This window comes from Virgibacillus ndiopensis (assembly GCF_900187325.1).
In the GTDB taxonomy this organism is placed as follows: Bacteria; Bacillota; Bacilli; order Bacillales; family Amphibacillaceae; genus Virgibacillus_E; species Virgibacillus_E ndiopensis.
On the sequence record NZ_FZMZ01000003.1, the window covers coordinates 323,490 to 349,231 of the forward strand.

The 25,742-nt window shown below is 38.9% G+C and carries 43 protein-coding genes; all 43 read right to left on the reverse strand.

Annotated elements, in window-relative coordinates:
- Nucleotides 1-15: 15 nt before the first annotated feature.
- Nucleotides 16-1,074, reverse strand: coding sequence for an Mrp/NBP35 family ATP-binding protein (locus CS937_RS01810; RefSeq protein WP_099156760.1), 1,059 nt, complete (start codon nt 1,072-1,074; stop codon nt 16-18).
- A 197-nt stretch (nt 1,075-1,271) separates the two neighbouring features.
- A complete protein-coding gene (gene cwlD / locus CS937_RS01815) occupies nt 1,272-1,991 on the reverse strand; it encodes an N-acetylmuramoyl-L-alanine amidase CwlD (protein WP_099156761.1) in 720 nt (239 codons plus the stop codon).
- 67 nt (nt 1,992-2,058) lie between these two features.
- On the reverse strand, nt 2,059-3,282 hold the full coding sequence (locus tag CS937_RS01820) for an efflux RND transporter periplasmic adaptor subunit (protein ID WP_099156762.1): 1,224 nt from the start codon (nt 3,280-3,282) through the stop codon (nt 2,059-2,061).
- Entirely contained in the window at nt 3,279-3,953 is a 675-nt protein-coding gene (locus CS937_RS01825; RefSeq protein ID WP_099156763.1) for a hypothetical protein, read from the reverse strand. The genes CS937_RS01820 and CS937_RS01825 overlap by 4 nt, the downstream gene beginning before the upstream one ends.
- A 206-nt stretch (nt 3,954-4,159) precedes the next feature.
- A complete protein-coding gene (gene rpsI / locus CS937_RS01830) occupies nt 4,160-4,552 on the reverse strand; it encodes a 30S ribosomal protein S9 (RefSeq protein ID WP_099156764.1) in 393 nt (130 codons plus the stop codon).
- Nucleotides 4,553-4,571: 19 nt separating this feature from the next.
- On the reverse strand, nt 4,572-5,009 hold the full coding sequence (rplM, locus tag CS937_RS01835; RefSeq protein ID WP_099156765.1) for a 50S ribosomal protein L13: 438 nt from the start codon (nt 5,007-5,009) through the stop codon (nt 4,572-4,574).
- 183 nt (nt 5,010-5,192) lie between these two features.
- Nucleotides 5,193-5,534: a DUF4064 domain-containing protein gene (locus tag CS937_RS01840; RefSeq protein ID WP_099156766.1), complete on the reverse strand. Its 342-nt coding sequence runs from the start codon at nt 5,532-5,534 to the stop codon at nt 5,193-5,195.
- Nucleotides 5,535-5,619: 85 nt separating this feature from the next.
- Nucleotides 5,620-6,372: a tRNA pseudouridine(38-40) synthase TruA gene (gene truA, locus CS937_RS01845; protein ID WP_218012831.1), complete on the reverse strand. Its 753-nt coding sequence runs from the start codon at nt 6,370-6,372 to the stop codon at nt 5,620-5,622.
- Between the two features lie 49 nt (nt 6,373-6,421).
- Nucleotides 6,422-7,219 (reverse strand): energy-coupling factor transporter transmembrane component T family protein, encoded by a 798-nt coding sequence (locus CS937_RS01850; RefSeq protein WP_099156767.1) that lies wholly within the window; start codon nt 7,217-7,219, stop codon nt 6,422-6,424.
- Nucleotides 7,212-8,084 (reverse strand): energy-coupling factor ABC transporter ATP-binding protein, encoded by an 873-nt coding sequence (locus CS937_RS01855; RefSeq protein WP_099156768.1) that lies wholly within the window; start codon nt 8,082-8,084, stop codon nt 7,212-7,214. The genes CS937_RS01850 and CS937_RS01855 overlap by 8 nt, the downstream gene beginning before the upstream one ends.
- Nucleotides 8,060-8,899 (reverse strand): energy-coupling factor ABC transporter ATP-binding protein, encoded by an 840-nt coding sequence (locus CS937_RS01860; RefSeq protein WP_099156769.1) that lies wholly within the window; start codon nt 8,897-8,899, stop codon nt 8,060-8,062. Before CS937_RS01860 ends, CS937_RS01855 begins: the two co-directional genes overlap by 25 nt.
- A 127-nt stretch (nt 8,900-9,026) precedes the next feature.
- Nucleotides 9,027-9,221, reverse strand: coding sequence for a hypothetical protein (locus tag CS937_RS01865; protein ID WP_099156770.1), 195 nt, complete (start codon nt 9,219-9,221; stop codon nt 9,027-9,029).
- 245 nt (nt 9,222-9,466) lie between these two features.
- Nucleotides 9,467-9,820 carry a 50S ribosomal protein L17 gene (rplQ, locus tag CS937_RS01870; RefSeq protein WP_099156771.1) on the reverse strand — a complete coding sequence of 118 codons (354 nt, stop codon included), beginning with the start codon at nt 9,818-9,820 and terminating at the stop codon, nt 9,467-9,469.
- A 49-nt stretch (nt 9,821-9,869) separates the two neighbouring features.
- A complete protein-coding gene (locus CS937_RS01875; RefSeq protein ID WP_099156772.1) occupies nt 9,870-10,814 on the reverse strand; it encodes a DNA-directed RNA polymerase subunit alpha in 945 nt (314 codons plus the stop codon).
- Nucleotides 10,815-11,045: 231 nt separating this feature from the next.
- Nucleotides 11,046-11,435, reverse strand: coding sequence for a 30S ribosomal protein S11 (gene rpsK, locus CS937_RS01880; protein WP_099156773.1), 390 nt, complete (start codon nt 11,433-11,435; stop codon nt 11,046-11,048).
- Nucleotides 11,436-11,457: 22 nt separating this feature from the next.
- Nucleotides 11,458-11,823: a 30S ribosomal protein S13 gene (gene rpsM, locus CS937_RS01885; protein ID WP_099156850.1), complete on the reverse strand. Its 366-nt coding sequence runs from the start codon at nt 11,821-11,823 to the stop codon at nt 11,458-11,460.
- A 24-nt stretch (nt 11,824-11,847) separates the two neighbouring features.
- Complete coding sequence (gene rpmJ, locus CS937_RS01890; RefSeq protein ID WP_010095733.1) at nt 11,848-11,961, reverse strand: 50S ribosomal protein L36; 114 nt, start codon at nt 11,959-11,961, stop codon at nt 11,848-11,850.
- Between the two features lie 36 nt (nt 11,962-11,997).
- Nucleotides 11,998-12,216 (reverse strand): translation initiation factor IF-1, encoded by a 219-nt coding sequence (infA, locus tag CS937_RS01895; RefSeq protein ID WP_099156774.1) that lies wholly within the window; start codon nt 12,214-12,216, stop codon nt 11,998-12,000.
- Nucleotides 12,194-12,529, reverse strand: a complete 336-nt coding sequence (locus CS937_RS01900) for a KOW domain-containing RNA-binding protein (protein ID WP_099156775.1) — start codon at nt 12,527-12,529, stop codon at nt 12,194-12,196. Before CS937_RS01900 ends, infA begins: the two co-directional genes overlap by 23 nt.
- 192 nt (nt 12,530-12,721) lie before the next feature.
- Nucleotides 12,722-13,366 (reverse strand): adenylate kinase, encoded by a 645-nt coding sequence (locus CS937_RS01905; RefSeq protein ID WP_099156776.1) that lies wholly within the window; start codon nt 13,364-13,366, stop codon nt 12,722-12,724.
- A gap of 32 nt (nt 13,367-13,398) precedes the next feature.
- Entirely contained in the window at nt 13,399-14,694 is a 1,296-nt protein-coding gene (gene secY, locus CS937_RS01910; protein WP_099156777.1) for a preprotein translocase subunit SecY, read from the reverse strand.
- Nucleotides 14,694-15,134: a 50S ribosomal protein L15 gene (gene rplO / locus CS937_RS01915; protein ID WP_099156778.1), complete on the reverse strand. Its 441-nt coding sequence runs from the start codon at nt 15,132-15,134 to the stop codon at nt 14,694-14,696. The genes secY and rplO overlap by 1 nt, the downstream gene beginning before the upstream one ends.
- A gap of 29 nt (nt 15,135-15,163) precedes the next feature.
- Nucleotides 15,164-15,346 (reverse strand): 50S ribosomal protein L30, encoded by a 183-nt coding sequence (gene rpmD, locus CS937_RS01920; RefSeq protein ID WP_099156779.1) that lies wholly within the window; start codon nt 15,344-15,346, stop codon nt 15,164-15,166.
- A gap of 13 nt (nt 15,347-15,359) precedes the next feature.
- Nucleotides 15,360-15,863 carry a 30S ribosomal protein S5 gene (gene rpsE / locus CS937_RS01925; RefSeq protein WP_099156780.1) on the reverse strand — a complete coding sequence of 168 codons (504 nt, stop codon included), beginning with the start codon at nt 15,861-15,863 and terminating at the stop codon, nt 15,360-15,362.
- A gap of 20 nt (nt 15,864-15,883) precedes the next feature.
- Nucleotides 15,884-16,246 (reverse strand): 50S ribosomal protein L18, encoded by a 363-nt coding sequence (gene rplR, locus CS937_RS01930; RefSeq protein WP_099156781.1) that lies wholly within the window; start codon nt 16,244-16,246, stop codon nt 15,884-15,886.
- 32 nt (nt 16,247-16,278) lie between these two features.
- Entirely contained in the window at nt 16,279-16,815 is a 537-nt protein-coding gene (rplF, locus tag CS937_RS01935) for a 50S ribosomal protein L6 (RefSeq protein ID WP_099156782.1), read from the reverse strand.
- A gap of 28 nt (nt 16,816-16,843) precedes the next feature.
- The gene (rpsH, locus tag CS937_RS01940; RefSeq protein ID WP_099156783.1) at nt 16,844-17,242 is read right to left on the reverse strand and encodes a 30S ribosomal protein S8; all 399 of its coding nucleotides are present in this window, start codon (nt 17,240-17,242) and stop codon (nt 16,844-16,846) included.
- 29 nt (nt 17,243-17,271) lie between these two features.
- Nucleotides 17,272-17,457, reverse strand: a complete 186-nt coding sequence (gene rpsN / locus CS937_RS01945; protein ID WP_099156784.1) for a 30S ribosomal protein S14 — start codon at nt 17,455-17,457, stop codon at nt 17,272-17,274.
- A 30-nt stretch (nt 17,458-17,487) separates the two neighbouring features.
- Entirely contained in the window at nt 17,488-18,027 is a 540-nt protein-coding gene (gene rplE, locus CS937_RS01950; RefSeq protein WP_099156785.1) for a 50S ribosomal protein L5, read from the reverse strand.
- A gap of 26 nt (nt 18,028-18,053) precedes the next feature.
- Nucleotides 18,054-18,365 (reverse strand): 50S ribosomal protein L24, encoded by a 312-nt coding sequence (gene rplX, locus CS937_RS01955; protein ID WP_099156786.1) that lies wholly within the window; start codon nt 18,363-18,365, stop codon nt 18,054-18,056.
- Between the two features lie 37 nt (nt 18,366-18,402).
- Entirely contained in the window at nt 18,403-18,771 is a 369-nt protein-coding gene (gene rplN / locus CS937_RS01960; protein ID WP_099156787.1) for a 50S ribosomal protein L14, read from the reverse strand.
- A gap of 44 nt (nt 18,772-18,815) precedes the next feature.
- Nucleotides 18,816-19,079, reverse strand: coding sequence for a 30S ribosomal protein S17 (gene rpsQ, locus CS937_RS01965; protein WP_088051834.1), 264 nt, complete (start codon nt 19,077-19,079; stop codon nt 18,816-18,818).
- Nucleotides 19,080-19,104: 25 nt separating this feature from the next.
- Complete coding sequence (rpmC, locus tag CS937_RS01970) at nt 19,105-19,305, reverse strand: 50S ribosomal protein L29 (RefSeq protein WP_099156788.1); 201 nt, start codon at nt 19,303-19,305, stop codon at nt 19,105-19,107.
- Nucleotides 19,295-19,729, reverse strand: coding sequence for a 50S ribosomal protein L16 (gene rplP / locus CS937_RS01975; RefSeq protein WP_099156789.1), 435 nt, complete (start codon nt 19,727-19,729; stop codon nt 19,295-19,297). The genes rpmC and rplP overlap by 11 nt, the downstream gene beginning before the upstream one ends.
- 18 nt (nt 19,730-19,747) lie before the next feature.
- Nucleotides 19,748-20,389: a 30S ribosomal protein S3 gene (gene rpsC / locus CS937_RS01980; protein WP_099156790.1), complete on the reverse strand. Its 642-nt coding sequence runs from the start codon at nt 20,387-20,389 to the stop codon at nt 19,748-19,750.
- 3 nt (nt 20,390-20,392) lie between these two features.
- Nucleotides 20,393-20,734 (reverse strand): 50S ribosomal protein L22, encoded by a 342-nt coding sequence (gene rplV / locus CS937_RS01985; RefSeq protein WP_099156791.1) that lies wholly within the window; start codon nt 20,732-20,734, stop codon nt 20,393-20,395.
- 18 nt (nt 20,735-20,752) lie between these two features.
- A complete protein-coding gene (gene rpsS / locus CS937_RS01990) occupies nt 20,753-21,031 on the reverse strand; it encodes a 30S ribosomal protein S19 (RefSeq protein WP_099156792.1) in 279 nt (92 codons plus the stop codon).
- A gap of 55 nt (nt 21,032-21,086) precedes the next feature.
- Nucleotides 21,087-21,917 (reverse strand): 50S ribosomal protein L2, encoded by an 831-nt coding sequence (gene rplB / locus CS937_RS01995; protein WP_099156793.1) that lies wholly within the window; start codon nt 21,915-21,917, stop codon nt 21,087-21,089.
- 31 nt (nt 21,918-21,948) lie between these two features.
- Nucleotides 21,949-22,236, reverse strand: coding sequence for a 50S ribosomal protein L23 (rplW, locus tag CS937_RS02000; protein WP_099156794.1), 288 nt, complete (start codon nt 22,234-22,236; stop codon nt 21,949-21,951).
- Entirely contained in the window at nt 22,236-22,859 is a 624-nt protein-coding gene (rplD, locus tag CS937_RS02005; protein ID WP_099156795.1) for a 50S ribosomal protein L4, read from the reverse strand. The genes rplW and rplD overlap by 1 nt, the downstream gene beginning before the upstream one ends.
- Before the next feature lie 26 nt (nt 22,860-22,885).
- Nucleotides 22,886-23,515 (reverse strand): 50S ribosomal protein L3, encoded by a 630-nt coding sequence (gene rplC / locus CS937_RS02010; protein ID WP_099156796.1) that lies wholly within the window; start codon nt 23,513-23,515, stop codon nt 22,886-22,888.
- A 31-nt stretch (nt 23,516-23,546) separates the two neighbouring features.
- Nucleotides 23,547-23,855: a 30S ribosomal protein S10 gene (gene rpsJ / locus CS937_RS02015; protein WP_099156797.1), complete on the reverse strand. Its 309-nt coding sequence runs from the start codon at nt 23,853-23,855 to the stop codon at nt 23,547-23,549.
- 678 nt (nt 23,856-24,533) lie between these two features.
- Nucleotides 24,534-25,724 carry an elongation factor Tu gene (gene tuf, locus CS937_RS02020; RefSeq protein ID WP_099156798.1) on the reverse strand — a complete coding sequence of 397 codons (1,191 nt, stop codon included), beginning with the start codon at nt 25,722-25,724 and terminating at the stop codon, nt 24,534-24,536.
- Between the last annotated feature and the right edge of the window lie 18 nt (nt 25,725-25,742).

Consider the following 25,742-nt stretch of genomic DNA (forward strand, 5'->3'; position numbering starts at 1 on the left):
ATAGCCACCTCTCTTTTATTCCTCAACTTTAGCTACAATTTTAGCCGCTATCTTATGGTATTCCTTCCCAAGTGGATGATCCTCTTGATACACGGAAGGAGCAAACACATCTTCATCATCATATGGTTGTTGTAAAGGTAATTGCCCAAGAACTTGTGTTTTTAATACTTCAGCAAGCTTTTTGCCGCCACCTTGTCCAAATACATGTTCTTTTTCCCCAGTTTTTTTACTTTCAAAATAAGCCATGTTTTCCACAACACCCAATATCTTATGGTTTGTTTTCAATGCCATTTGACCAGCACGAGCAGCTACGAATGCAGCCGTTGGATGTGGCGTTGTTACGATAACTTCCTTACAGGATGGAAGCATTTCATGAACATCCATTGCTATATCTCCAGTACCTGGTGGTAAGTCAAGAAGTAAATAGTCTAACTCACCCCACTCTACTTCTTTAAAAAAGCTAGTTAGCATTTTACCAAGCATTGGTCCACGCCAAATAATTGGAGAATTATCTTCAACAAAAAAGCCCATTGAAATTACTTTTACACCAAACCGTTCAACTGGAATAATTTTTTCTCCACGGACGATAGGTCGTTCTTCGACTCCCATCATATCCGGGATACTGAATCCGTATATATCAGCATCGATGATCCCGACTTTTTTACCAAGCCGCATTAATGACATAGCTAAGTTAACAGTAACAGTAGACTTCCCAACACCACCTTTACCACTAGCAACAGCGATAAATTTCGTCTTGGAATTTCCACCCATTAAAGATGCTTCTTGTTCCTGTTCGGCAGCAGGTTGAAATTTTTGAATGATTTCATCAGATAATTGTTCGAAGCGCAAGCCGACAGTGGTTGCACCATTTTTCTTTAAGATACCAACAATTTCTTGTTGTAACTGCATTTGCTCAGCGGTATTTGTTTTACCAATACCTACTTTCACACTAACATGCTTCTTCTCTTCCTTTATTGTAACTTCTTTTACACCGTTAGTTTCTGCTAACGTTCTATGTAAAAACGGATCTTTAACCGAGTTAAGCAATTGTACGACATCTTCTTTTGTTAACACGTAATTCACCATCCCTTTCCTAGCATTAATGGAACAGGCATCATAGGCTAATTCCACCTTTAATATATCCAACGCTAGTATAACACAAATCACACAAAATCTAAGTGATTTGAATCATAGGCAACTTCAAAAATAAAAGAAGTGATGAATACCCATGTTAAAGTGTCCAAAGTCTATACTGACGTGGCTAAAGGAACTTATTTCTCTTCTTCCTTATCATCCGTTGCATAACGTAATATGCCTTCGTAAATACTACCTGCCATTTTGTGCTGATATTCGTCCTGTTTCAGCAATTCACGTTCATGTTTATTTGATAAAAAACCGATTTCAACAAGTGCACCTGGGACTTCTGCATGCTTTAAGAGATAAATACCATTAATTGCTAACGCCTGTCGTGTGGTGTTTTCTAAATTACGGATAACTTCCGCTTGAATCATTTTCGCCAAGTGCTTACTTTCTTCAAATTTCGGATAGTAAAAAGTTTGCGCACCACTCCAACGGGTCGATGGAAGAGCGTTCAGGTGAATCGTCACAAAAAAATCAGCCTGTTTCTCATCAATAAAAGCAAGACGTTTACGAATATCTTCTGCTTTTCTGCGCGCCAATCCCTTCGTATCCTTTTCCGCTAAATCCGTGTCCTTTTCTCTCGTCAAGTAAACTAATGCACCCGCCTGTTGCAAATAATTTCGAAGCTTTTTGGCTACCTTTAATGCAATATCCTTTTCCAGTGTTTCATCACTACCAACCGCTCCACCATCAGGACCACCATGGCCAGGATCGATGACAATAGTTTTACCCGAAAGTGGCGTCGACCACGTTTTCCATGTACTTTCACTTTTTTGAATAGGATATTGCACAAGTATTGCTAAAACAATTAACCCAATCACCCAATATATTTTTTTTCTGACACGCCCCATTGCATTCGCCCCTTATTATGTTCTGCTTTCATTTTATGGGACGAGGTGTAGGTTTATGACAAGCTATTTATCTTGATAAAATTCCTGTAACGATATTTTCTATTCGATTTTTATCCTTAGAATCAAAAATTTTATTCCACTGAATATGTTCCAATTTTAAAGGTGTAATGAATGTTGCCTCAGAACGGAATTGATCATTTGAAGCTTCCGCCACCAACTCTCCCGGTTTCACTCCTTTTGTTATTTCGCTCTTGTTATTCATTTTAATACCGGTTTCCACTTCTTGTTTATGCAACTTCCCTTCATCTGTCATCGTCCATAAGTGATTACCAAATAAAGCTTCCTCCATAGCCACCGTAGCATCAAGTGATTTTTTTATGGTGATTGCTAAGTTTGTATGAAAGCCAGGAAGCAAATTTTCAATTTCGGAATCCGGCGAAAAAGTTACATTGAATGGATAGACACTTGGACCATTTATTTCTACTTCTTTAGGTAATTCATCAACCTTATTAATGGATCCTTGAAAGAATGTTTGATTTTCTTTTACTGTTATCTCAACAGCCATCCCTTGCTCAATCTTTAGCCGCTCCTCTTCAGCCAACTCACCTATTGCATGTAGTTGTGCATCCTGAATGGTGATAATTGGATCACTTAACATTTGTGAAAGCATGGATACCTTACCTGCATAAGCACTTTTAACTGTTATGATTTCACCGCTTGCTTCAAGCTCGGTTAACTGTGATTGAACACTTTCAAGCTGTGCAGTTTTTTGTGCTAATTCTTTCTCCTTTTCTGCAAGGTATTGCTTTTTCATATACTCAGATTCGACTGAAGGTAGCGTTGTTTCACCAATTTGTTTCCCTTCATCATCATTAATATGTAAATTTATTTGTGGCACCTGAAACGTTGACATGGTTGAGATAGCCATTTCAATTGCATCCAATTCTCCATTGATTTGTTCTTGTTCACTTTCTAAATTTTGTCTTGTTTCATAATAATTATTAGCTCGATATGTAAAAAGTTCGTCTCCAACGTTTACTTGTGTACCTTCTTCAACTAAAAATTCTTGAAAGGTTCCAAGCTCCTTATCAAAATAGACGTTGTTTTCTTTTACTGAGGCAAGAACTCCATCCTTGTCCATTTTTACAAACATATCTGCCTTAAACGTCTCTGACCAATCTTTTACGTATGATTTCCTATCAACCTTCCCATCTTTGTCAAACGCTATCAATACGACGTTTACAGCTATGAATAGAACGATACAAGACATGATGACTCTTCTACGCTTCATTCAAACCACCCACTTATCAAATAAACATCAACAAAAGCTAATCCAGATACTAGAATCCAATAAACAATATGTAAAAATATCACACTAACCCAAAGCCAATTCTTTTTAACGGTAGATAGGTGGCCTAAGTATTTTACCTGGAACCAAATAATCCATAATTGAAAAAGTGAAATTGCTCCGAAAAAGTAAATAACCCAAGAAATATCTGTGAAATAAGATGTAATTACACCTAATGACAACGGTGAAACATACCAATCCAAGCCCCACCAAACCATAAGCGGGATCCATATTACTCGATCAGCAAGCATTACTAGAATAACAAGCTGCTGCATAATCATTAATTTGCGATAAGGTATGCCCGTTATAAGGTAATAGATAAGTGACGGGATAAACAACAATAATATAATGAGCAGAATTGCAAATACCATTCTTCCAACAACAAACCACCATTTACTCTGTTCGTATTCTGTTTCACTTAATGTTGTCGCATTTCCCGAAATAATGTCTGTTCCTAATCCTAAGTATGCTGTCCAAGCATAAATAAGCGCACCAAATAATATCAGCAATGCACTTACCTTCCAAATGTTATTTAGCTTTTCAGCCTTTTGTATACGATATAAATGATCGTCCATGTTGAAGAGCATTTTAATTAAGTTAATGTAATAGGTCATTAGCTACATCCTTTTCTATGTAAACTCTTCTTAATTTTGTAATGATGAGTTAATTTTAACGTAATATTCGATAAAATTCTATTATTTTTGTATATTTGTAAAACAATAGGTAATTTTACCTTATTTTGGATAGACTAGTTTAAAATTCTCCAAACAAAAAAGCCCTCTTTCCAATAAAGGAAAAAGAGCTTTTGTAACGTAATATCCTAACGTTTTGAGAACTGTGGTGCACGACGAGCGCCTTTAAGACCGTATTTTTTACGTTCTTTCATACGAGCGTCACGAGTTAGGTATCCTTCGCGTTTTAGAGAACCGCGATATTCTGGATCCGCTTGTAGAAGTGCACGAGCGATACCGTGGCGGATAGCACCAGCTTGGCCAGTAAATCCTCCACCATGAACGTTTACCAACACATCATATGTGCCTTCTGTTTCAGTAGCCGCAAGAGGCTGATTCAAAATTAATAGTTGTGTTTCATATGGAAAATAGTCTTTAGCTTCACGATCGTTGATTACCACACGGCCAGTTCCAGGAACTAAGCGTACACGTGCAGTTGAACTTTTACGACGACCTGTGCCGTAGTATTGTACTTGTGCCAATTGATTTACCTCCTTTTAATTATCCACGAAGCTCGTAAACTTCTGGTTTTTGTGCTTGATGGTTGTGTTCAGAACCTCTGTAAACGTGCAATTTTTTACCCATTTTACGGCCAAGAGAACCTTTAGGAAGCATACCTTTTACAGCAATCTCGAGCATTTGCTCAGGGTATTTTGTACGCATTTCGTTTGCATTACGTTCTTTCAATCCACCTGCGTAGTTTGTATGACGATAGTATATTTTGTCATTTATTTTGTTACCTGTTAATTCTATTTTTTCAGCGTTGATAATGATTACATTATCACCTGTATCAGCGTGTGGCGTATAAGTCGGTTTATGCTTACCACGAAGGATTGCAGCAACTTCACTTGCTAAACGACCTAGTCGCTTTCCTTCAGCATCCACAACGAGCCATTTGCGTTCAATATTGTTTTCATTCGCCATGAAAGTTGTGCGCATGTTGGTTTCCCTCCAAATTTCATAATTCGTTTTAATTCGTTATTCCTATATCTTCAACACAATTAGTTCCGGGGCTAATCGCGGTTTTAGAAATAAAATGCCATAGATCATAATATACCAAATAGGGGTGTAATGTCAAGTCCAAGTAGAAATTAATAATGCATTATTTCACAGGAAATATTTCTACTTTCTATATAAACACATAAATCCAGTAATTATTAAAATAATTCCTGCTGGCTTTGTAACATTTGCGAGTAACAGCAGCCATATTCCACAAACAATAAATATTGCTCCAGCTTTTTTTGCTTCATATTGAACTTTAAAAGCCATCCATATTGCTACAAGCGAAGCAATTACTCGCGTAAGTCCCGGTATGAAAAAATCAACTACCCACTTGTCAGCCAATGAAAAGGTAAAATAAATGTATAGAAGAGAACAGAGAAGTCCTAAAATACCTCCAATGAGACCAAGTGTGAATTCCGCATCTCGAGGTAACAATTTAACTTCTTCATTAGCTCGTTTCACCTTTTACACCTCATTATGTTCTATTTTTTAAATAGTAACATATATTTTGATGAAAAAAATCAATTAGCCAAAGTTAGTCAATTTCTTACATCGACTCATATTTAACTCCCCATAAATAAAGCCCTTGAGGTGGTACAGTCTCTCCTAGAAGCCTACGATCCTTTTTATCTAGTAGTACTGCTATATCAACTGGACTACGTCGCCCTTGACCAACATCTAGCATCGCACCTACAATAATACGAACCATATTGTATAAAAAGCCGCTTCCTCGAAAAATAAATTCAATTTCACTGCCATTTTTCTCACATGTTGCCTGGTAGAGTGTTCGTACCTTACTTCCCTTCGTAGTCGCCTTTGCAGAAGAATATGTGGTAAAATCATGCGTTCCTTCTAAATAACTGCATGCCTGCTGCATCGCTGTTACATCTAGCGGGTATCGAAATTGATAGGCATAATTTCGCTTGAACACGTCTGTTTCTTTTTCATTCCATACATAATAGCGATATTCCTTTTCAATCACATCATAACGAGCGTGAAACGATTCTGATACTTCTTCTACAGCATTTACATATAAGTCATCAGGCAAAAGTGTGTTAAGCGCTCTTTTCCAATTGTCTAACGGTATTTGAAAAGGTGTTTCAAAATGAATTGTCTGTCCTTTAGCATGTACCCCCGAATCCGTTCGCCCTGAAGGATGAATTCGAACGTGTAAACCTTTATGAATTTTCAGTAATGCTTTTTCTAATTCGCCATGCACGGTACGTTTTTTAGGCTGGATTTGGAACCCCGAAAAATTTGTACCATCATAACTTATTACACATTTAATCTTACCCATCATTCATCCAGCCTTTCTATGGGACAATGGGACTGACCCCCTGTCCCACTTATTAACTACGTGTATATAATACGATAGCAATGACTAACGTAAATAGTATATATACGGCAATGTCGATTTTTTCTATTTTTAATTCGCGTAATTTTGTCCGTCCTTCTCCCCCTTGATAACCACGGGCTTCCATAGCCATGGCCAATTCTTCAGCACGTTTAAACGCACTTACAAAAAGTGGTACCAATAAAGGAACAACCGCTTTAATCCGTTCTTTTAATGGGCCAGTTTTGAAATCAACCCCTCGTGATGCCTGTGCCCGTGATATTTTTTCTGTCTCTTGCAGAAGCGTTGGAATAAAACGTAACGATATCGACATCATTAATGCGAGTTCATGAACAGGAAACTTAATTTTTTTCAAAGGATGCAGCATTTCCTCTATCGCGTCTGTTATTTCGATCGGCGTTGTTGTTAACGTTAATAACGATGTAACAAGAATTAGTAAGAAAAACCGCATTGAAATAGCAAAACCTTGTATAAGTGCACCTGTATAAATATTAAATCCAAAAATATCGAATAAAACAGTTCCTTCTTTTGTCACAATTAAGTGCAAGATAAACGTAAAGATAATTAGAAACCATACAGGTGTTAAACCTTTCATAATGAAGCGAATAGGTATCTTAGTAATGATTACAGTTACCAAAGCAAAGACCGTTAACGTCGTATAACTTAGAACAGAATTTGCAAAAAATACAATAAAGACAAAGAAAAATATCACTGTAATTTTCGTTCTAGGATCTAATCGATGAACAATTGAATTCCCTGGAACGTATTGTCCAATAATAAGAGAGCTACTCACGTGATCCAGCCTCCTTTATATATCGCTGAATCGATTGAGCAATTTCCTTAGTTGATTGACGTGTAAACGGAATTGTTACACCAAACCGCTTTTCAAACGATTGTAAAAATTGCACTGCCTCAGGGACATCCAACTGTACCTTATTTAAAGCCTCCTGTTGCGTTAAAACATCTTCCGGCTTACCCTCCATATATTTTGTACCATTATTTAAAATAATAACGTGGTCAGCGTATTTAACGGCATCTTCCATACTATGTGTCACAAGAACAGTCGTTAAGCCTTCTTCTTTATGCATCGTATAAAACATATCCATCATTTCTTTTTGTCCACGTGGATCAAGTCCTGCAGTTGGCTCGTCTAAGACAAGAACATCTGGCTTAATCGCTAAAACCCCAGCAATCGCCACACGTCGCATCTGTCCGCCACTTAATTCAAATGGGGACCTTTTGAGGAGTTCTTCTTGAAGACCTACTTTAGGTACTACCTCTTTTATTCGTTTATTGATGTCTGCTTTCGGTATATCGAAGTTTTGCGGACCAAATGCAATGTCTTTTTCTACTGTTTCTTCAAACAATTGGTGTTCTGGATACTGAAAAACCACACCAACGCGACTTCTTAGTTCTTTCATCCTTTTAGGTTTCTCTTCATCTGTAAGCCGGTATTCACCAATCGTCACTTCACCGGAGCTTGGAGACACCAAACCATTCAAGTGCTGGATGAGCGTTGATTTCCCAGATCCAGTATGACCAATAATAGCTACAAATGAACCCGATGGTATATGAAACGATAAATCTTCAATTGCTTTGTGCGCAAACGGGGTGTTACGTTGATATATATAGCTTACGTTCTTGAATGTAATGTCCATAAGTCCTCCAGCAATTCCTCTTGATTTAAGGGTTCATTCGTAATGGAAATACCCGCCTGTTTCAGTTCATCAGTTAATGTAGCAACAAATGGTACATCCAGACCTATTTCGCGTAATGCATCCTTTTTGGCAAAAATCTCTCTTGGTGTTGCTTCATCCCAGATTTCTCCCTTGTTCATAACAAGTACACGTTCAGCTTGGACAACCTCTTGAAGATCATGCGTAATTGTAATTAAAGAAATCTGATGCTCCTCTTGTACTTTAGACACCGTCCGCATAATTTCCATACGACCTTTTGGATCAAGCATTGCAGTAGCCTCATCCAGTATAAGAACCTGTGGAGAAATAGCTAATACACTTGCAATTGCAACTCGTTGCTTTTGTCCTCCAGACAATCTATGTGGTTCCGTCAGCCGATAATCCTGCATACCAACAGCAGTTAAATTTTGTTCAATACGCTGGACCATTTCTTCACGTGGAAATCCACGGTTTTCCATACCAAATGCCACATCATCTTGTACAGTTGTACCAACAAACTGGTTGTCCGGATTTTGAAAAACCATTCCAACATCTTTTCGGATATCCCAAATAGTTTCTTCATTCACCTTTTGTCCATTAATAATAATTTCGCCTTCTTGTGGAAATAACAATCCATTCATGAGTTTTGCTATTGTGGACTTGCCTGAACCATTATGACCGATAACAGCAATCCACTCATTTTCATAGATTTCAAACGAGCAATTCTTTAACACCCAAGGCTCCTCATCTCCATATCGAAATGATACATTTCTAAACTCAATAAATTTCCTTCTCATTATGCTCTACCTCCTCTAACTCGGCTCCATGGCCTGGGTGTGGGTTGATATAATACTAGTGCGATCGATATATTGCTTAATCAGTTGATAATACTGGGAACATTTAACTAAATTCTAGTTAATAAAATCAAATCCAATCGGCAATATTGATGTTTTCCTCAACAAACGATGTTCCGGTTCTCCTGCCGATGTTTCTGCTCTCCGGACGATGTTCTGCTTCTCCTGCCGATATTTCTGCTTCTCCGGCTGATATTTCTACGTCTCCTGCCGATATTTCTGCTCTCTTGCCGATGTTTTCACTCTCCAGCTGATATTCTGCCACTTGCTTATGCGTCCTACTCTTCCCGGTCGTCTACGCCTTTCAACCAAGCCAGTTGTGCGTTGGGCTAGCAGCGAGTACTGCCATAGTCAATTGACACTCCGAGCGCCAGGACCATGTGCTCTGCGGTCCCTTGACTATGCCCCCTCGCTGTTAACGCCCGCTACATTTTTTATTACTACAAAAAAAGGGCTTGGATTCACCTCTCAGAAGAGATTCAGTCCTGCCCTTAACCCGTATATGCTTCATTAAACTAGTTCGATAATTGCCATTTCTGCTCCATCACCGCGACGAGCTCCTAGCTTAAGAACGCGAGTATATCCGCCTTGACGATCTTCGTAGCGTGCAGCAACGTCATTAAAAAGTTTTTGAATAACGCTTTCGTCTTCACTTGCTTCTTGGTTGTAAAGATAAGCTGCTGCTTGACGACGTGCATGCAGATCACCACGTTTTCCAAGCGTAATCATTTTTTCTACTACAGATTTTAATTCTTTCGCTTTTGCTTCTGTTGTTTCAACACGTTCATGTATAATTAAATCAGATGCAAGGTTGCGAAGTAGTGCCATACGAGCGTCTGTTGTACGACCTAATTTTCTAGCCATGGACTATCCCTCCCTTTTCCTGAAAGTCTAAAGGTGTCTGTATTATCGATCAGTCGTCGTTACGCAACCCTAAGCCAAGATCCTCAAGTTTAACTTTAACTTCTTCAAGAGATTTACGACCTAGATTACGTACTTTCATCATATCTTCTTCAGATTTATTTGAAAGCTCCTGAACTGTATTAATTCCAGCACGTTTCAAACAATTGTAAGATCTAACAGATAAATCAAGCTCTTCAATTGTCATTTCCATTACTTTTTCTTTTTGATCTTCTTCTTTTTCTACCATTATTTCTGCATTCTGTGCTTCGTCTGTTAAACCTACAAAAATATTAAGATGCTCCGTGTAGATTTTGGCACCTAAAGAAACAGCTTCTTCAGGACGAATGCTTCCATCTGTCCATACATCCAATGTTAATTTATCGTAGTTGGTAACTTGCCCCACACGAGTGTTCTCGACTTGATACGTTACACGTGATACTGGTGTAAAAATAGAATCAATTGGAATAACACCAATTGGCTGATCCTCACGCTTGTTTGCTTCTGCTGGACGATAGCCTCGACCACGCTCTGCAGTTATTTTCATGTACAAGCTTCCTTTACCACTAATAGTAGCAATCGGTAGATCAGGATTTAGTACTTCCACATCACTATCATATGTTAAATCTGCAGCCGTAACTTTACCTTCTCCTTGCACATCAATCTCTAGTGTTTTCTCTTCATCGGAGTAAATTTTTAGAGCTAGTTTCTTCAAGTTCAGAACGACAGTTGTTACATCTTCAACAACTCCATCGATTGTTGAAAACTCATGTAACGCTCCATCAATTTGAACAGAAGTAACAGCAGCACCTGGAAGTGAGGATAATAGGATACGACGCAAGGAGTTTCCTAGAGTAGTACCATATCCACGTTCAAGCGGTTCGACGACGAATTTCCCAAATTTGGCATCATCGCTGATCTCTACCGTTTCTATTTTTGGTTTTTCAATTTCAATCATTCATAAAACCCTCCTTAAAAACGTCGAAACCCCGGTTAGACAAACCGGTCTAACCGAAATTCCCCAAATAGGCAGTTGGCGTTTCTGCACTACCTGTATTTCTTTCGTACTTTGTCTATCTAGATGCCGAATGTTATAGAGTGATTAAAAAAGATGCACTTTTTTAATCTCCTTACACTTTTAGCTATCATAACCCATTATTGACAGGGTGACAAATTATATACGGTACAATTATACACGACGACGTTTTGGTGGGCGACAACCATTGTGAGGAACTGGTGTTACGTCACGAATAGCTGTAACTTCTAAGCCTGCTGCTTGAAGAGAACGGATAGCTGCTTCACGTCCAGCACCAGGTCCTTTAACAGTTACTTCTAGTGTTTTCATACCATTTTCAGTTGCTGATTTAGCTGCTGTTTCAGCTGCTAATTGTGCAGCGAACGGTGTTGATTTACGAGAACCTTTAAATCCAAGTGCACCAGCTGAGCTCCAGCCAATAACATTACCTTGAACATCTGTAATCGTTACAATTGTGTTATTGAACGTAGAACGGATATGAGCTATACCCGATTCAATATTCTTTTTCACACGACGCTTTCGCGTATTTGTTTTACGAGCCATTTGTTAACTTACCTCCTTCACGTTATTTTTTCTTGTTTGCCATTGTACGACGCGGACCTTTACGAGTACGTGAATTGTTTTTTGTTTTTTGCCCACGAACTGGTAACCCACGGCGGTGACGAATCCCTCTGTAAGATCCAATTTCAATTAAACGTTTAATGTTAAGTGATACTTCACGGCGAAGATCACCTTCTGTTGTATATTCGTCCATTACTTTACGAATTTTACCTAATTCATCTTCAGTAAGATCGCGTACACGAGTGTCTTCTGAAACGCCTGCTTCTTTAAGGATAGCTTGTGCAGTGTTTTTCCCAATACCATAAATATAAGTTAATGAGATTACTACACGTTTATCACGTGGAATATCTATACCTGCAATACGTGCCATTTGCTCCATGCACCTCCTTGTTTATTAGCCTTGTTTTTGCTTGTGTTTAGGATTTTCACAAATCACCATTACTTTACCTTTACGCTTAATAACTTTACATTTTTCGCATATAGGTTTTACAGATGCTCTTACTTTCATCATCTTTACCTCCTTTTATATCGGAGCTCACTCAGTTTATTTATAACGGTACGTAATTCGTCCTCTGGTTAAATCATACGGGGAAAGTTCTACCGTCACTTTATCACCTGGTAAAATACGAATAAAATGCATACGGATTTTTCCAGATACATGAGCTAATACCGTGTGCCCATTTTCAAGCTCTACTTTAAACATTGCATTTGGCAATGTCTCATTAACGGTACCTTCCACTTCAATTACATCGTCTTTCGCCATCGTGTTGATCTCCCTTCTTCAAATCAGTCACAACTTCATTGACAAATTTAGCTATGGCAAATCGTAATTTACCATTTGTGACACGACCAGTTTCTAGAAGGCTGTTTTGGACTTCCGGAGAAATATAATCCATAATTTCAATATGATGTAGATTCTTTTTCTTTGGTCGATCATATTTACGTTTTTCCCCATCTGCTAGCAGGACATACCGATCGTCAATCATTTTTATGACTACCGCATATTGGCCCGCTTCACGTCCTTGCATAATACGAACAACTTGACCTATTAGCGGAATCGAATCATCTTCGCTCAACAAAGATCACCTTCACTTAGGCTATAGTTTAATTACTTCATTAATAACAAAGATTGTAAATTATAATGAGTTAACACCATGTGCCACTTTACTATCATATTCCAGATAGTATTGTATTTTCTCTCGAGACTATATTATACCTTTTAACAGATAGAAATGCATCCATCCTGTATAATTCATACAGTTATATGCTTATTTTTCTAATTCAGCTTGAATATCCTGAAACACTTTATTAATATCTTGATCCCCATTAATTGTTACAAGATACCCTTTTTCTTGATAAAAATCCAGTAACGGTTTTGTTTGTTTAACATTGACGTCTAAACGTGTCTTAACCGTTTCTGCTTTATCATCCTCACGTTGAATTAAGCTTGAACCATCTCTATCACATATTCCCTCTTTCTTAGGGGGATTATACATGACATGATAGGTAGCTCCACATGTCGGACATATTCTACGTCCTGTAAGACGTTCTAGTAAGTTTTCTTTTGGAACATCTACATGCAGTACATAGTCAATGTCTTCATCCATGTTTTTCAAAAGTGTTTGTAACGCTTCCGCCTGTGCGATTGTTCTTGGGAAACCATCTAGTAGGAATCCATTTTGGCAATCATCTTTGCGTAATCGTTCGTCAACAATACCAATTGTCACTTCATCAGGAACAAGTGCACCCTGGTCCATAAATTCTTTTGCCTTTTTGCCAAGCTCTGTTCCTTCTTTTATAGCTAAACGGAACATATCTCCAGTTGAGATATGAGGGATGTTATATTTTTCAACAATTTTTTCTGCCTGCGTACCCTTACCAGCACCAGGAAGACCCATTAAAATCAAATTCAACAATTTTCCCCTCGCTCTCGTTGGTACCTCGTTTACTTAATAAAACCTTTGTAGTGTCGCTTAACTAACTGGCTTTCTAACTGCTTCATCGTTTGTAGTGCTACACCAACAACGATTAGTAAACTCGTACCGCCGATTTGTACTGCGGTAGGTAGATTTGCAAGACTACCTAAGATAATAGGTAGAACAGAAACTGCCGCCAAGAAAATCGATCCTACAAATGTAAGACGATACATTACGCGTGTAAGATATGTTTCTGTATTTTTTCCAGGTCGAATGCCCGGGATATATCCACCTTGTTTTTGCAGGTTTTCCGCCATTTGTTCAGGGTTAACTTGAACAAATGTATAGAAATAAGTGAAAGCAATGATTAATGCCACATAGATTACCATACCAATTGGTTGTGTGTAATCAAAAATATTCACGATTGTTGCAGCTATATCATTACCTTCAAAGAAACCAGCAACAGTTCTCGGTGCAATAATAAATGCAATCGCAAAAATTACCGGAATTACCCCTGCAGCATTTACTTTAAGTGGTAAATGCGTAGAGTGTCCACCAACCGGAGAACGGTTAACAAGTTTTTTTGCATATTGAATTGGAATTTTACGCAATGCTTGTTGGATGAAAATAACACCAACAGTTACTGCAATAACAACCAATACAATCAGTGCAACGATGACAATGTTAATAAATAACTCATCACCGGGATTATCAAAATACTGTATATATAATTGTTTCACACCATTTGGGACAGCGGCTACGATACCAGCAAAGATTAAAATAGAAATACCATTTCCTACTCCGTTTGCTGTAATTTGTTCACCTAGCCACATCAAAAATGTTGTTCCACTCGTTAAGACAATTGCAATGATGATAAATTTTAATATGCTTGGATCAGCTATTAATAAACCTCCAGCCATCGCGTTAAATCCTATTGACATTGCTATCGCTTGAATAAATGCAAGAACAACTGTGCCATAACGAGTGATCTGAGCTAACTTTTTACGACCCATTTCACCTTGCTTCTTCCATTCAGCGAACTTTGGTACAACATCCATTTGAAGTAATTGCATTATAATTGAAGCGGTGATATAAGGCATAATCCCCATTGCAAGAATGGAGAAGTTTTTCAATGCCCCACCACCAAATGTGTTTAGAAACCCAAATACATTTCCTTGTTTCATAATAGATTCAATTGCTTCTTTTTCAGTAAATGGCACTGGAATGAATGTACCAAGACGGAATACAACCAACATCAATAATGTAAAGATGATTTTCCGTCTGATATCACCCACGCGCATAAAATTGGAGATTGTACGGAACATTAGATCACCTCTGTTTTACCGCCCGCTGCTTCGATTGCTTCCACAGCTGAAGCAGAGAATTTATGAGCTTTTACTGTAAGTTTCTTTTCGATAGCACCCTTACCCAGTACTTTAATACCAGCTTTAAGTTTGCTTACGACACCTTCTTCAAGTAATAGCTCAGGTGTAATTTCTGTGCCGTCTTCAAAACGATTTAATGCATCAAGGTTTACAATAGCAAATTCTTTACGATGGATATTTGTGAATCCACGCTTAGGTAGACGTTGGAACAATGGCATTTGGCCACCTTCAAACCCTGGACGTGTACCGCCGCCTGAACGTGCTTTTTGACCTTTATGTCCTCTGCCGGAAGTTTTTCCGTTGCCAGATGACATTCCACGACCTACACGGTTTCTATTTTTGCGAGTTCCTTCTGATGCCTTCAATTCATGAAGTTTCATGCGAGCACCTCCCTTACGCTAATGTGTAATTAAACTTCTTTAACCGCTACGAGATGGGATACTCTATTAACCATTCCACGAACGGATGGTGTATCTTCTCGAACTACGGATTGATGAATTTTTTTAAGTCCTAACGCTTGAACAGTTTGTTTTTGAACCTCTGCTCTGCCAATAACACTGCGCTTGAGGGTGATTTCTAATTTTTTAGACATAGTATTTCCCTCCTTATCCTAACAGTTCTTCTACAGACTTTCCGCGTAATTTAGCTACGTCTTCTGCGCGTTTTAAGTTTGTTAAACCATTTAAAGTTGCACGAATCATGTTGATAGGTGTGTTTGCACCTAGTGATTTAGTCAAAATGTCACCAACACCTGCAAGTTCTAGAATAGCACGAACCGGTCCACCAGAGATAACTCCAGTACCTTCTGCAGCTGGTTTCATTAATACATTACCAGAACCAAATCTTCCATGAATTTCATGTGGAATTGTTGTACCTACGATTGGTACTTCGATCAAGTTTTTCTTTGCATCGTCAACAGCTTTTTTAATTGCATCTGGTACCTCTTGTGCTTTACCAGTACCAAAGCCTACATGACCATTTTTGTCTCCAACGACTACCAATGCTGCAAAGCGGAAACGACGTCCACCTTTAACTACTTTTGCAACACGGTTGATCGTAACAACACGTTCTTCAAGATCTAATTTGTTCGGATCAATACTTTTTTGCATGTGTGTCCCTCCTTTATCGATTAAAATTCAAGACCTGCTTCGCGAGCAGCATCTGCCAATGCTTTTACACGTCCATGATAAAGGTAGCCTCCGCGATCAAACACTATCGATTTGTAACCTTTATCTTGGGCACGTTTAGCGATCAATTCTCCGACTTGTTTTGCTGCGTCTACATTACCAGTAGCTTCAACTTTTAATTCATTATCTTTCGTAGAAGCACTTGCTAATGTAACACCTTTAATATCGTCAATTAATTGTACATAAATGTGTTTATTTGAACGGTAGACGTTTAGACGTGGGCGTTGTTCTGTACCAAAAAGGTTTTTACGAACTCGCACGTGTCTTTTTTTGCGTACTACGTTTTTGTCAGGCTTTGTGATCATCTAGGTCACTCCTTTCTGCTCCCTAACTAACCTTACTTAGCAGTTTTACCTTCTTTGCGGCGAACATATTCACCTTCATAGCGAATTCCTTTGCCTTTATACGGCTCAGGTGGACGGATTGCTCTAATGTTAGCAGCAACTGCTCCAACCGCTTCTTTATTGATACCTTTTACGATTAATTGTGTATTTTTAGGAACATCAATCTCGATTCCTTCAATAGGATCGATTTCAACTGGATGTGAATAACCAGCGTTAATCACAACTTTATCACCTTGTTTTTGTGCACGATATCCGACACCAATAATTTCAAGGCTTTTTTCAAATCCTTTATGAACACCTTCAACCATATTTGAAATAAGGCTGCGAGTTGTACCATGTAGTGCGCGATGCTCTTTATGATCACTCGGACGTTCAATTGTAATCACGTTATCTTCTATAACAATTTTCATATCTTGATGAAAATCTCTAGTTAATTCGCCTTTTGGGCCTTTTACAGTAACAGTGTTATTGTTTAGTTTAACTTCAACACCGTCTGGAATTTGAATTGGCTTAAGTCCTATACGAGACATTCCATGCACCTCCTCATCAAAATGTTAATTACCAAACATACGCTAGAACTTCGCCACCAACAGCTTGAGAACGCGCTTCTTTATCAGAGAACACACCTTTTGATGTTGAGACGATAGCAATACCTAAGCCATTAAGTACACGTGGTACCTCGTCAGCTTTTGCATAAACACGTAGTCCTGGTTTACTTATACGTTTGATACCTGTAATTACTCGTTCGTTATTTGCACCGTACTTAAGGAAAATACGTAAGATCCCTTGTTTGCTATCTTCAATGAATTCATAATCACGTACGAAACCTTCACGTTTTAAGATATCAGCGATTTCTTTTTTCATTTTAGATGCTGGAAGTTCTAACTTTTCATGGCGCACCATGTTAGCATTACGAATACGAGTTAGCATATCTGCGATTGGATCTGTCATAACCATTACTCATTACCTCCTTCCCGAATCGGGGTTTACCAGCTTGCTTTTTTGACACCAGGAATTTGACCTTTATAGGCAAGTTCGCGGAAACAAATACGGCATAGTTTAAATTTACGAATTACAGAATGTGGACGACCACAGCGTTCACAACGTGTATATTCTTGTACTTTATACTTTTGTGGGCGTTGTTGTTTTGCAATCATTGATTTTTTAGCCACAATTTTCCCTCCTTGTATTAGCTCATTAGCTTATTTTTGGAAAGGCATGCCTAGCTGAGCCAACAATTCACGCGCTTCTTCGTCAGTATTTGATGTTGTTACGATAACAATATCCATACCACGCACTTTATTTACTTTGTCATAGTTAATCTCTGGGAAAATTAATTGTTCTTTAACACCTAAAGTATAGTTACCACGACCATCAAATGCTTTTTTCGAAATCCCACGAAAATCACGAACACGTGGAAGTGAAACCGCGATTAACTTTTGTAGGAATTCATACATGCGTTCACCACGAAGTGTAACTTTAGCTCCGATTGGCATTCCCTCACGTAAACGAAATCCAGCGATAGATTTTTTGGCGCGTGTCACCATAGGCTTTTGCCCAGAAATTAGTGTTAATTCTTCAACTGCACTATCTAATGCTTTTGAATTTTGAACTGCATCACCAACACCCATGTTGATAACAATCTTTTCAACTGTTGGCACTTGCATTACAGATTCATAATTAAATTTATTCATTAAAGATGGTAAAACATCATCTTGATATTTTTGTTTAAGTTGATTCATCATGTCGCCCTCCTTTCGTCGCTAAATTATTTATCTATTGCTTCACCGGATTTTTTAGCGATGCGGACTTTCTTTCCGTCACGTACTTCATATCCAACACGAGTTGGCTCTCCGGATTTAGGATCAATTGGCATTACGTTAGAAACATGAATTGGCGCTTCTTGATTAAGAATTCCACCTTGTGGATTATCTTGAGAAGGTTTAGCGTGTTTCTTGATCATGTTAATTCCTTCTACTAGTACACGATCCTTTTTAGGATATGCTTCTAAAATAGTGCCTTGTTTACCGCGGTCTTTACCGGAAATTACTTTTACTTTATCACCTTTTTTTACATGCATGCTTGACGCACCTCCTTGACAAGGCTTTTCTTACACATTATAAAACTTCTGGAGCTAGAGATACGATTTTCATGAATTTTGCATCACGCAATTCACGAGCGACTGGTCCGAAGATACGTGTACCTCTTGGACTTTTATCATCACGAATGATTACGGCAGCATTTTCATCAAAACGAATATATGACCCATCTTTACGACGCATACCAGATTTAGTACGAACGATAACAGCTTTTACGACCTCGCCTTTTTTGACAACGCCACCTGGTGTTGCTTGTTTGACAGTACAAACAATTACATCTCCAATATTTGCTGTTTTACGTCCAGATCCACCCAATACTTTAATAGCCAATACTTCACGAGCACCAGAGTTATCTGCAACTTTTAAACGTGTTTCTTGTTGAATCATACGCTTGAGACCTCCCTTCGGATACCTTCCGAGCGAACTTTAAATTATATAATTACCGCTTCTTCAACAACTTCAACTAGACGAAAACGTTTTGTAGCTGAAAGCGGACGAGTTTCCATGATGCGAACGATATCACCAGTTTTTGCTTGGTTATTTTCATCATGAGTTTTGAATTTTTTAGAGTACTTAACACGCTTACCGTATAATTTATGGAACTTATAAGTTTCAACTAAAACAGTAATTGTTTTATCCATTTTGTCAGAAACAACACGGCCTGTGTATACTTTACGATTATTACGTTCAGTCATTTTGAGGCTAACCTCCCCTCTAGTTTCAGTTATTTACGCTGAGTTCTCTTTGACGAGCTACAGTTTTTAAACGAGCAATTGATTTACGAACCGCGCGAATGCGTGCAGTGTTCTCTAATTGACCGGTCGCTAATTGAAAGCGTAAATTAAATAATTCTTCTTTTAAAGATTTAACTTTTTGTTCAATTTCGGCAGTGGTTAGTTCTCTGATTTCATTAGCCTTCATTGATTTCACCACCAATTTCTTCACGTTTTACGAATTTTGTTTTAATCGGCAATTTGTGAGAAGCAAGTCGCAACGCTTCACGTGCTACCTCTTCTGATACACCAGCGATTTCAAACATTATTTTTCCTGGTTTCACTACTGCAACCCAGCCTTCAGGAGCCCCTTTACCAGAACCCATTCGAACCTCTAGGGGTTTTGCAGTGTATGGTTTGTCAGGAAAGATCTTGATCCAAACTTTACCGCCACGTTTCATGTAACGAGTCATTGCAATACGAGCAGCCTCAATTTGACGGCTTGTAATCCAAGATGCTTCAACTGCTTGTAAGCCATATTCACCAAAAGATACTTTAGTGCCGCCTTTAGCTTGGCCTCTCATTTTACCACGATGTTGTCTACGATATTTTACACGTTTAGGCATTAACATAATGCATTGCCCCCTTCCTTATTTGTTAGTTTTTGTTGGAAGGACTTCTCCACGATAGATCCACACTTTAACACCTAATTTACCATAGGTAGTGTCTGCTTCTGCTGTGCCATAATCAATATCAGCACGCAAAGTGTGTAGTGGTACTGTTCCTTCGCTGTAATGTTCCGCACGAGCGATATCTGCGCCACCAAGACGTCCAGATACTTGTGTTTTAATTCCTTTTGCTCCACCGCGCATTGCACGTTGAATTGCTTGTTTTTGAGCACGACGGAAAGAGATACGATTTTCTAACTGACGAGCAATATTTTCAGCAACCAATGTCGCATTAAGATCTACTTTCTTAATTTCAACAATGTTAATGTGTACTCGTTTTCCAGTTAAGCTATTTAATGATTTACGTAGAGCTTCTACTTCAGATCCGCCTTTACCAATTACCATACCTGGTTTTCCAGTATGAATTGTAATGTTTACGCGGTTTGCTGCACGTTCGATTTCGATAGAAGAAACAGCAGCAATACGCAGGCGGTTCTCAAGATATTCTCTGATTTTAATATCTTCATGTAGTAAGTCTGCATAGTCTTTGCCAGCATACCATTTAGACTCCCAGTCTTTAATGATGCCGACGCGAAGACCTGTTGGATTCACTTTTTGACCCACTGACTATCCCTCCTTCTTTTCTGTTACAACCACAGTAATGTGGCTTGTGCGTTTATTAATTTTACTTGCGCGTCCTTGTGCACGTGGACGGAAACGTTTCAATGTAGCACCTTCGTTTACAAATGCTTCAGATACAACTAAGTTATCTGCATCCATTTCGTAGTTATGCTCTGCATTTGCAATTGCAGAATTTAGAACTTTTTCTACGACTGGAGAAGCACCACGTTGTGTATGGCGTAAAATTGCAACTGCTTCGCCAACATTTTTTCCTCGAATTAAATCTACAACTAAACGGACTTTACGAGGAGCAATACGAACTGATTTCGCAACGGCTTTAGCTTGCATGTAAAGTGCCTCCTCTCATTAGCGTTTTGTTTTCTTGTCATCGCCTGCATGCCCTTTATACGTACGGCTTGGCGCGAATTCACCTAATTTATGTCCGACCATATCTTCTGTGATATAAACTGGCACGTGTTTACGTCCATCATACACAGCAATTGTATGACCAATAAATGTCGGGAATATTGTTGAACGACGAGACCAAGTTTTTACAACTTGTTTCTTGTCACCTTCATTTAATACTTCGATCTTTTTCAATAGATGGTCATCTGCAAAAGGTCCTTTTTTTAAACTACGACCCATGGATAAACCTCCTTTCGTAATTGAGAGACGGGTCGGTTTACCCGCCCATTATCCGTTATTTTTTACGTTTACGAACGATAAATTTATCTGTAGGTTTGTTACGTTTACGAGTTTTATAGCCAAGTGTCGGTTTGCCCCATGGAGACATTGGTGATTTACGTCCGATTGGAGCGCGTCCTTCACCACCACCGTGTGGGTGATCATTAGGGTTCATAACAGAACCACGTACAGTTGGGCGTTTACCCATCCAACGAGAACGTCCTGCTTTACCTACATTGATAAGCTCATGTTCAATATTTCCTACTTGACCTACTGTAGCACGGCAAGTTGAAAGAACTAAACGTACTTCCCCAGACGCTAAACGTACTAGAGTATACTTATCTTCACGTCCTAGAACCTGTGCTTCTGCTCCAGCAGATCTTGCTAGTTGACCACCGCGTCCAGGCTTCAATTCGATGTTGTGAATAATTGTACCAACAGGGATGTTTTGAAGCGGAAGAGCGTTTCCTAGTTTAATATCTGCTTCTGCGCCAGATTCAATTTCCTGACCTATTTTAAGTCCTTTTGGAGCTAAAATATATCTTTTTTCTCCATCAACATAGTTAATTAATGCTATATTGGCAGAGCGATTTGGATCATATTCGATCGTAGCAACGCGTCCGCGTATTCCATCTTTATCGCGTTTAAAGTCGATAATACGATATTGACGCTTGTGACCGCCGCCTTGATGACGAACAGTTAATTTCCCTTGGTTATTACGTCCACCACGTTTGTACAACGGGCTAAGTAGGGATTTTTCTGGTTTATCAGTAGTGATTTCTGCAAAATCAGAAGAAGTCATTCCGCGTCTACCATTACTGGTTGGTTTATACTTTTTAATCGCCATCTTGTTTTCCCTCCTTCACTTAGGTTTGTTCTTAACCTTCAAAGAAATCTAGTTCTTTACTATCCTCTGAAAGCTGTACGATAGCTTTTTTGCGATCTGAGCGGTATCCACCATAACGTCCCATTCGCTTGAATTTACCTTTAAGATTCATTGTATTTACTTTTAACACTTTGACATCAAAAACCAATTCAACAGCATCTTTAATCTCTGTTTTGTTTGCTTTTGGATTTACTTCAAAAGTATATTTTTTCTCTGCCATTAAGTCAGCAGAATGTTCTGTGATGACAGGGCGCTTAATAATATCACGTGGATCTTTCATTATGCAAGCACCTCCCCTGCTTTTTCAGCTGCTTCCTTCGTTAGGATCAGCTTGTCATGCGTAAGCAAGTCTAATACATTTACTTCTTCTACAGTAAGTACTTTTACTGTTTGAAGATTATTAGCTGAACGGATTACTGTTTCGTCCTTTTCAGCAGTAACGATTAATACTTTTGTATCCACATTAAGTGCATCTAGCATTTTAACAACTTCTTTTGTTTTAGGAGCATCGATTGCAATGCTCTCTAGAACCACTAGATTGTCTTCTTTCACTTTAGATGCTAATGCAGATCTTAGTGCTAAACGACGTACTTTCTTTGGTAGTTTGTAGCTATAGCTACGTGGAGTCGGACCGAATACAGTTCCACCACCTACCCATTGCGGAGAGCGGATTGAACCTTGACGTGCGCGACCTGTACCTTTTTGACGCCATGGTTTACGACCACCACCGCGAACTTCAGAGCGATTTTTCACATCATGTGTACCTTGACGCAATGAAGCGCGTTGCATTACTACTGCTTCGTGTAATACATGTGTGTTCGGCTCAATACCAAATACGGAATCGTTCAATTCAACATCTCCGACTTGTGAACCGCTTTGATTAAAAAGTGCTACTTTAGTCATGACATATCCTCCCTTCATGTATGTGATTAGTTAGACTTTATGGCACTCGTGATTTTCACGTATGATTTTTTCGCACCAGGGACATTACCTTTTATTAGAAGAAGATTACGTTCTGTATCTACGTTTACTACTTCTAAATTTTGAATAGTAATTTGTTTTCCACCCATTTGTCCTGGAAGTTTTCTCCCTTTAAATACGCGCATCGGGTCAACTGCACCTAATGAACCTGGCGATCTATGGTAATGAGAACCATGAGACATTGGTCCACGTTGGAAATTGTGGCGTTTAATAGCCCCTTGGAAACCTTTCCCTTTAGATGTACCTGTTACATCGATTATATCCCCTGTTTGAAAAACATCAACGCTAATTGCTTGACCTACTTCATATTCATCAAGATTCGCGTTACGGATTTCACGAACGTAGCGCTTAGGGGTTGTGTTTGCTTTTTCAGCATGACCTTTTTTCGCTTTGTTTGTACGTGATCCTTTTTCATCAGCAAAACCGATTTGAATTGCTTCATAGCCATCATTTTCTAATGTTCTTTTCTGCAATACTACGTTGTCTTCGGCTTGAATAACTGTTACAGGAATTAGTTCTCCAGTTTCAGAAAAAAGCTGAGTCATGCCGATTTTGCGACCTAAGATTCCTTTCGTCATCCGTTACACCTCCTATTGTATTCCATAATTATTATAGTTTGATTTCAATATCCACACCAGATGGTAAGTCAAGACGCATTAACGAATCAACTGTTTGTGGTGTTGGATCAACGATATCGATTAACCGTTTGTGAGTACGCATCTCAAATTGCTCGCGTGAGTCTTTGTACTTATGCACCGCACGTAATACTGTATAAACAGATTTTTCAGTAGGTAATGGAATCGGTCCAGAAACTTTAGCACCTGAACGTTTCGCAGTATCTACAATTTTTTCAGCGGATTGATCTAAAATGCGGTGATCGTACGCTTTTAAACGGATTCTAATCTTCTCTTTTGCCATCATTTTCCCTCCTTTTCGCCCATTTTATAAATAGACATTCTCCATGAAAATTTCTTGATCACCCGCCATGGCAAAGGGGCCGGGTGTATCAACAACCTTTCACTTCATCGCCTTTTTCGACCAACATTCTTATTATATAGAAAAAATGCAGCCATTGCAACCTTTTTTAACAAGTAATGCTCTTGTTGCACATTTATGTATTATACTTACTTTTACTAATGAATGCAAGGGATGCAAGGATATTTTTGTTGGGAAAGTTTTACTTGAATTTTCGTTTTGCCCTTTTCGTAGTCGTGTGCTTTTTAACCTCGTATTTTCAGTAAAATGCAACGTAAATATTGTTGTTCCTGGATACCACAGCCTGTATACACTCCGCGATCCTTAGGTCAGCTGATGAGCCTCCTCACGCTGACTCGCTCCGGGGTCTCACCGATGCCTCATCTCCCGCAGGAAGTGGGGTCCTTCCGAGGAGACTGAAGCGTCGCCCGCGGAAAGCGCAGTATTTCCGGAACGGTAGCCCAATCAAAAATTTACGTCGCATTTTATGCTTTTTGTGACAAAAACAATCTTTTAGAAATAGCGTTCGTTTTTAAGCTACGCCAATTCAACAATCTTTTTAGACCTCAATACAAAAAAACAGGCAGCGTCGTCACGCTACCTGTTTTTATATAAGTCTTATTATTTGTCGATTGATGTAACAACACCAGATCCAACAGTACGTCCGCCTTCACGGATTGAGAAACGTGTACCATCTTCAATAGCAATTGGTGAAATCAATTCGATGTTCATTTCAATGTTATCGCCAGGCATAACCATCTCTACACCTTCTGGCAATGAAATTACGCCAGTTACGTCAGTTGTACGGAAGTAGAACTGCGGACGATAATTTGCAAAGAATGGAGTATGACGTCCACCTTCTTCTTTTGATAACACATAAACTTCAGCTTTGAAGTTTGTATGTGGTGTAATTGAACCAGGCTTCGCTAGTACTTGACCACGGTTGATGTCTTCACGAGCAACCCCACGAAGAAGTGCACCAATGTTATCACCAGCTTCAGCATAGTCAAGAAGCTTACGGAACATTTCAACACCAGTTACAGTTGTTTTAGAAGCAGCTTCGTTAAGACCAATGATTTCAACTTCATCACCAACGCGTACTTCACCGCGCTCAACACGACCTGTAGCAACAGTACCACGACCAGTGATTGAGAAAACATCCTCAACAGGCATCATGAATGGTTTGTCAGTATCGCGTTCTGGAGTTGGAACATATTCGTCAACTGCATCCATCAATTCGAAAATTTTAGCTTCATAATCTGCATCGCCCTCAAGAGCTTTAAGTGCAGAACCTTTGATTACTGGTACATCATCACCAGGGAAGTCATATTCAGTTAATAGATCACGAACTTCCATTTCTACTAATTCTAATAATTCTTCATCGTCTACCATGTCACATTTGTTAAGGAATACTACAATTGAAGGTACCCCAACGTTACGAGATAGTAAGATGTGTTCACGAGTTTGTGGCATTGGACCATCTGCAGCAGATACTACTAAGATAGCTCCGTCCATTTGTGCAGCACCAGTGATCATGTTTTTAACATAGTCAGCGTGACCTGGGCAGTCAACGTGTGCATAGTGACGAGTATCAGTTTCATACTCTACGTGAGATGTTGCGATTGTAATTCCACGTTCTTTTTCTTCTGGAGCACCGTCAATTTGGTCATATGCCATTGCAGTACCTTTACCAGATTTTTTGTGCAATGTAGTTGTAATTGCAGCAGTTAAAGTAGTTTTACCATGGTCAACGTGTCCAATTGTTCCAATGTTTACGTGACTTTTTGAGCGATCAAACTTTTCTTTAGCCATTTATATTTCCTCCTTTAA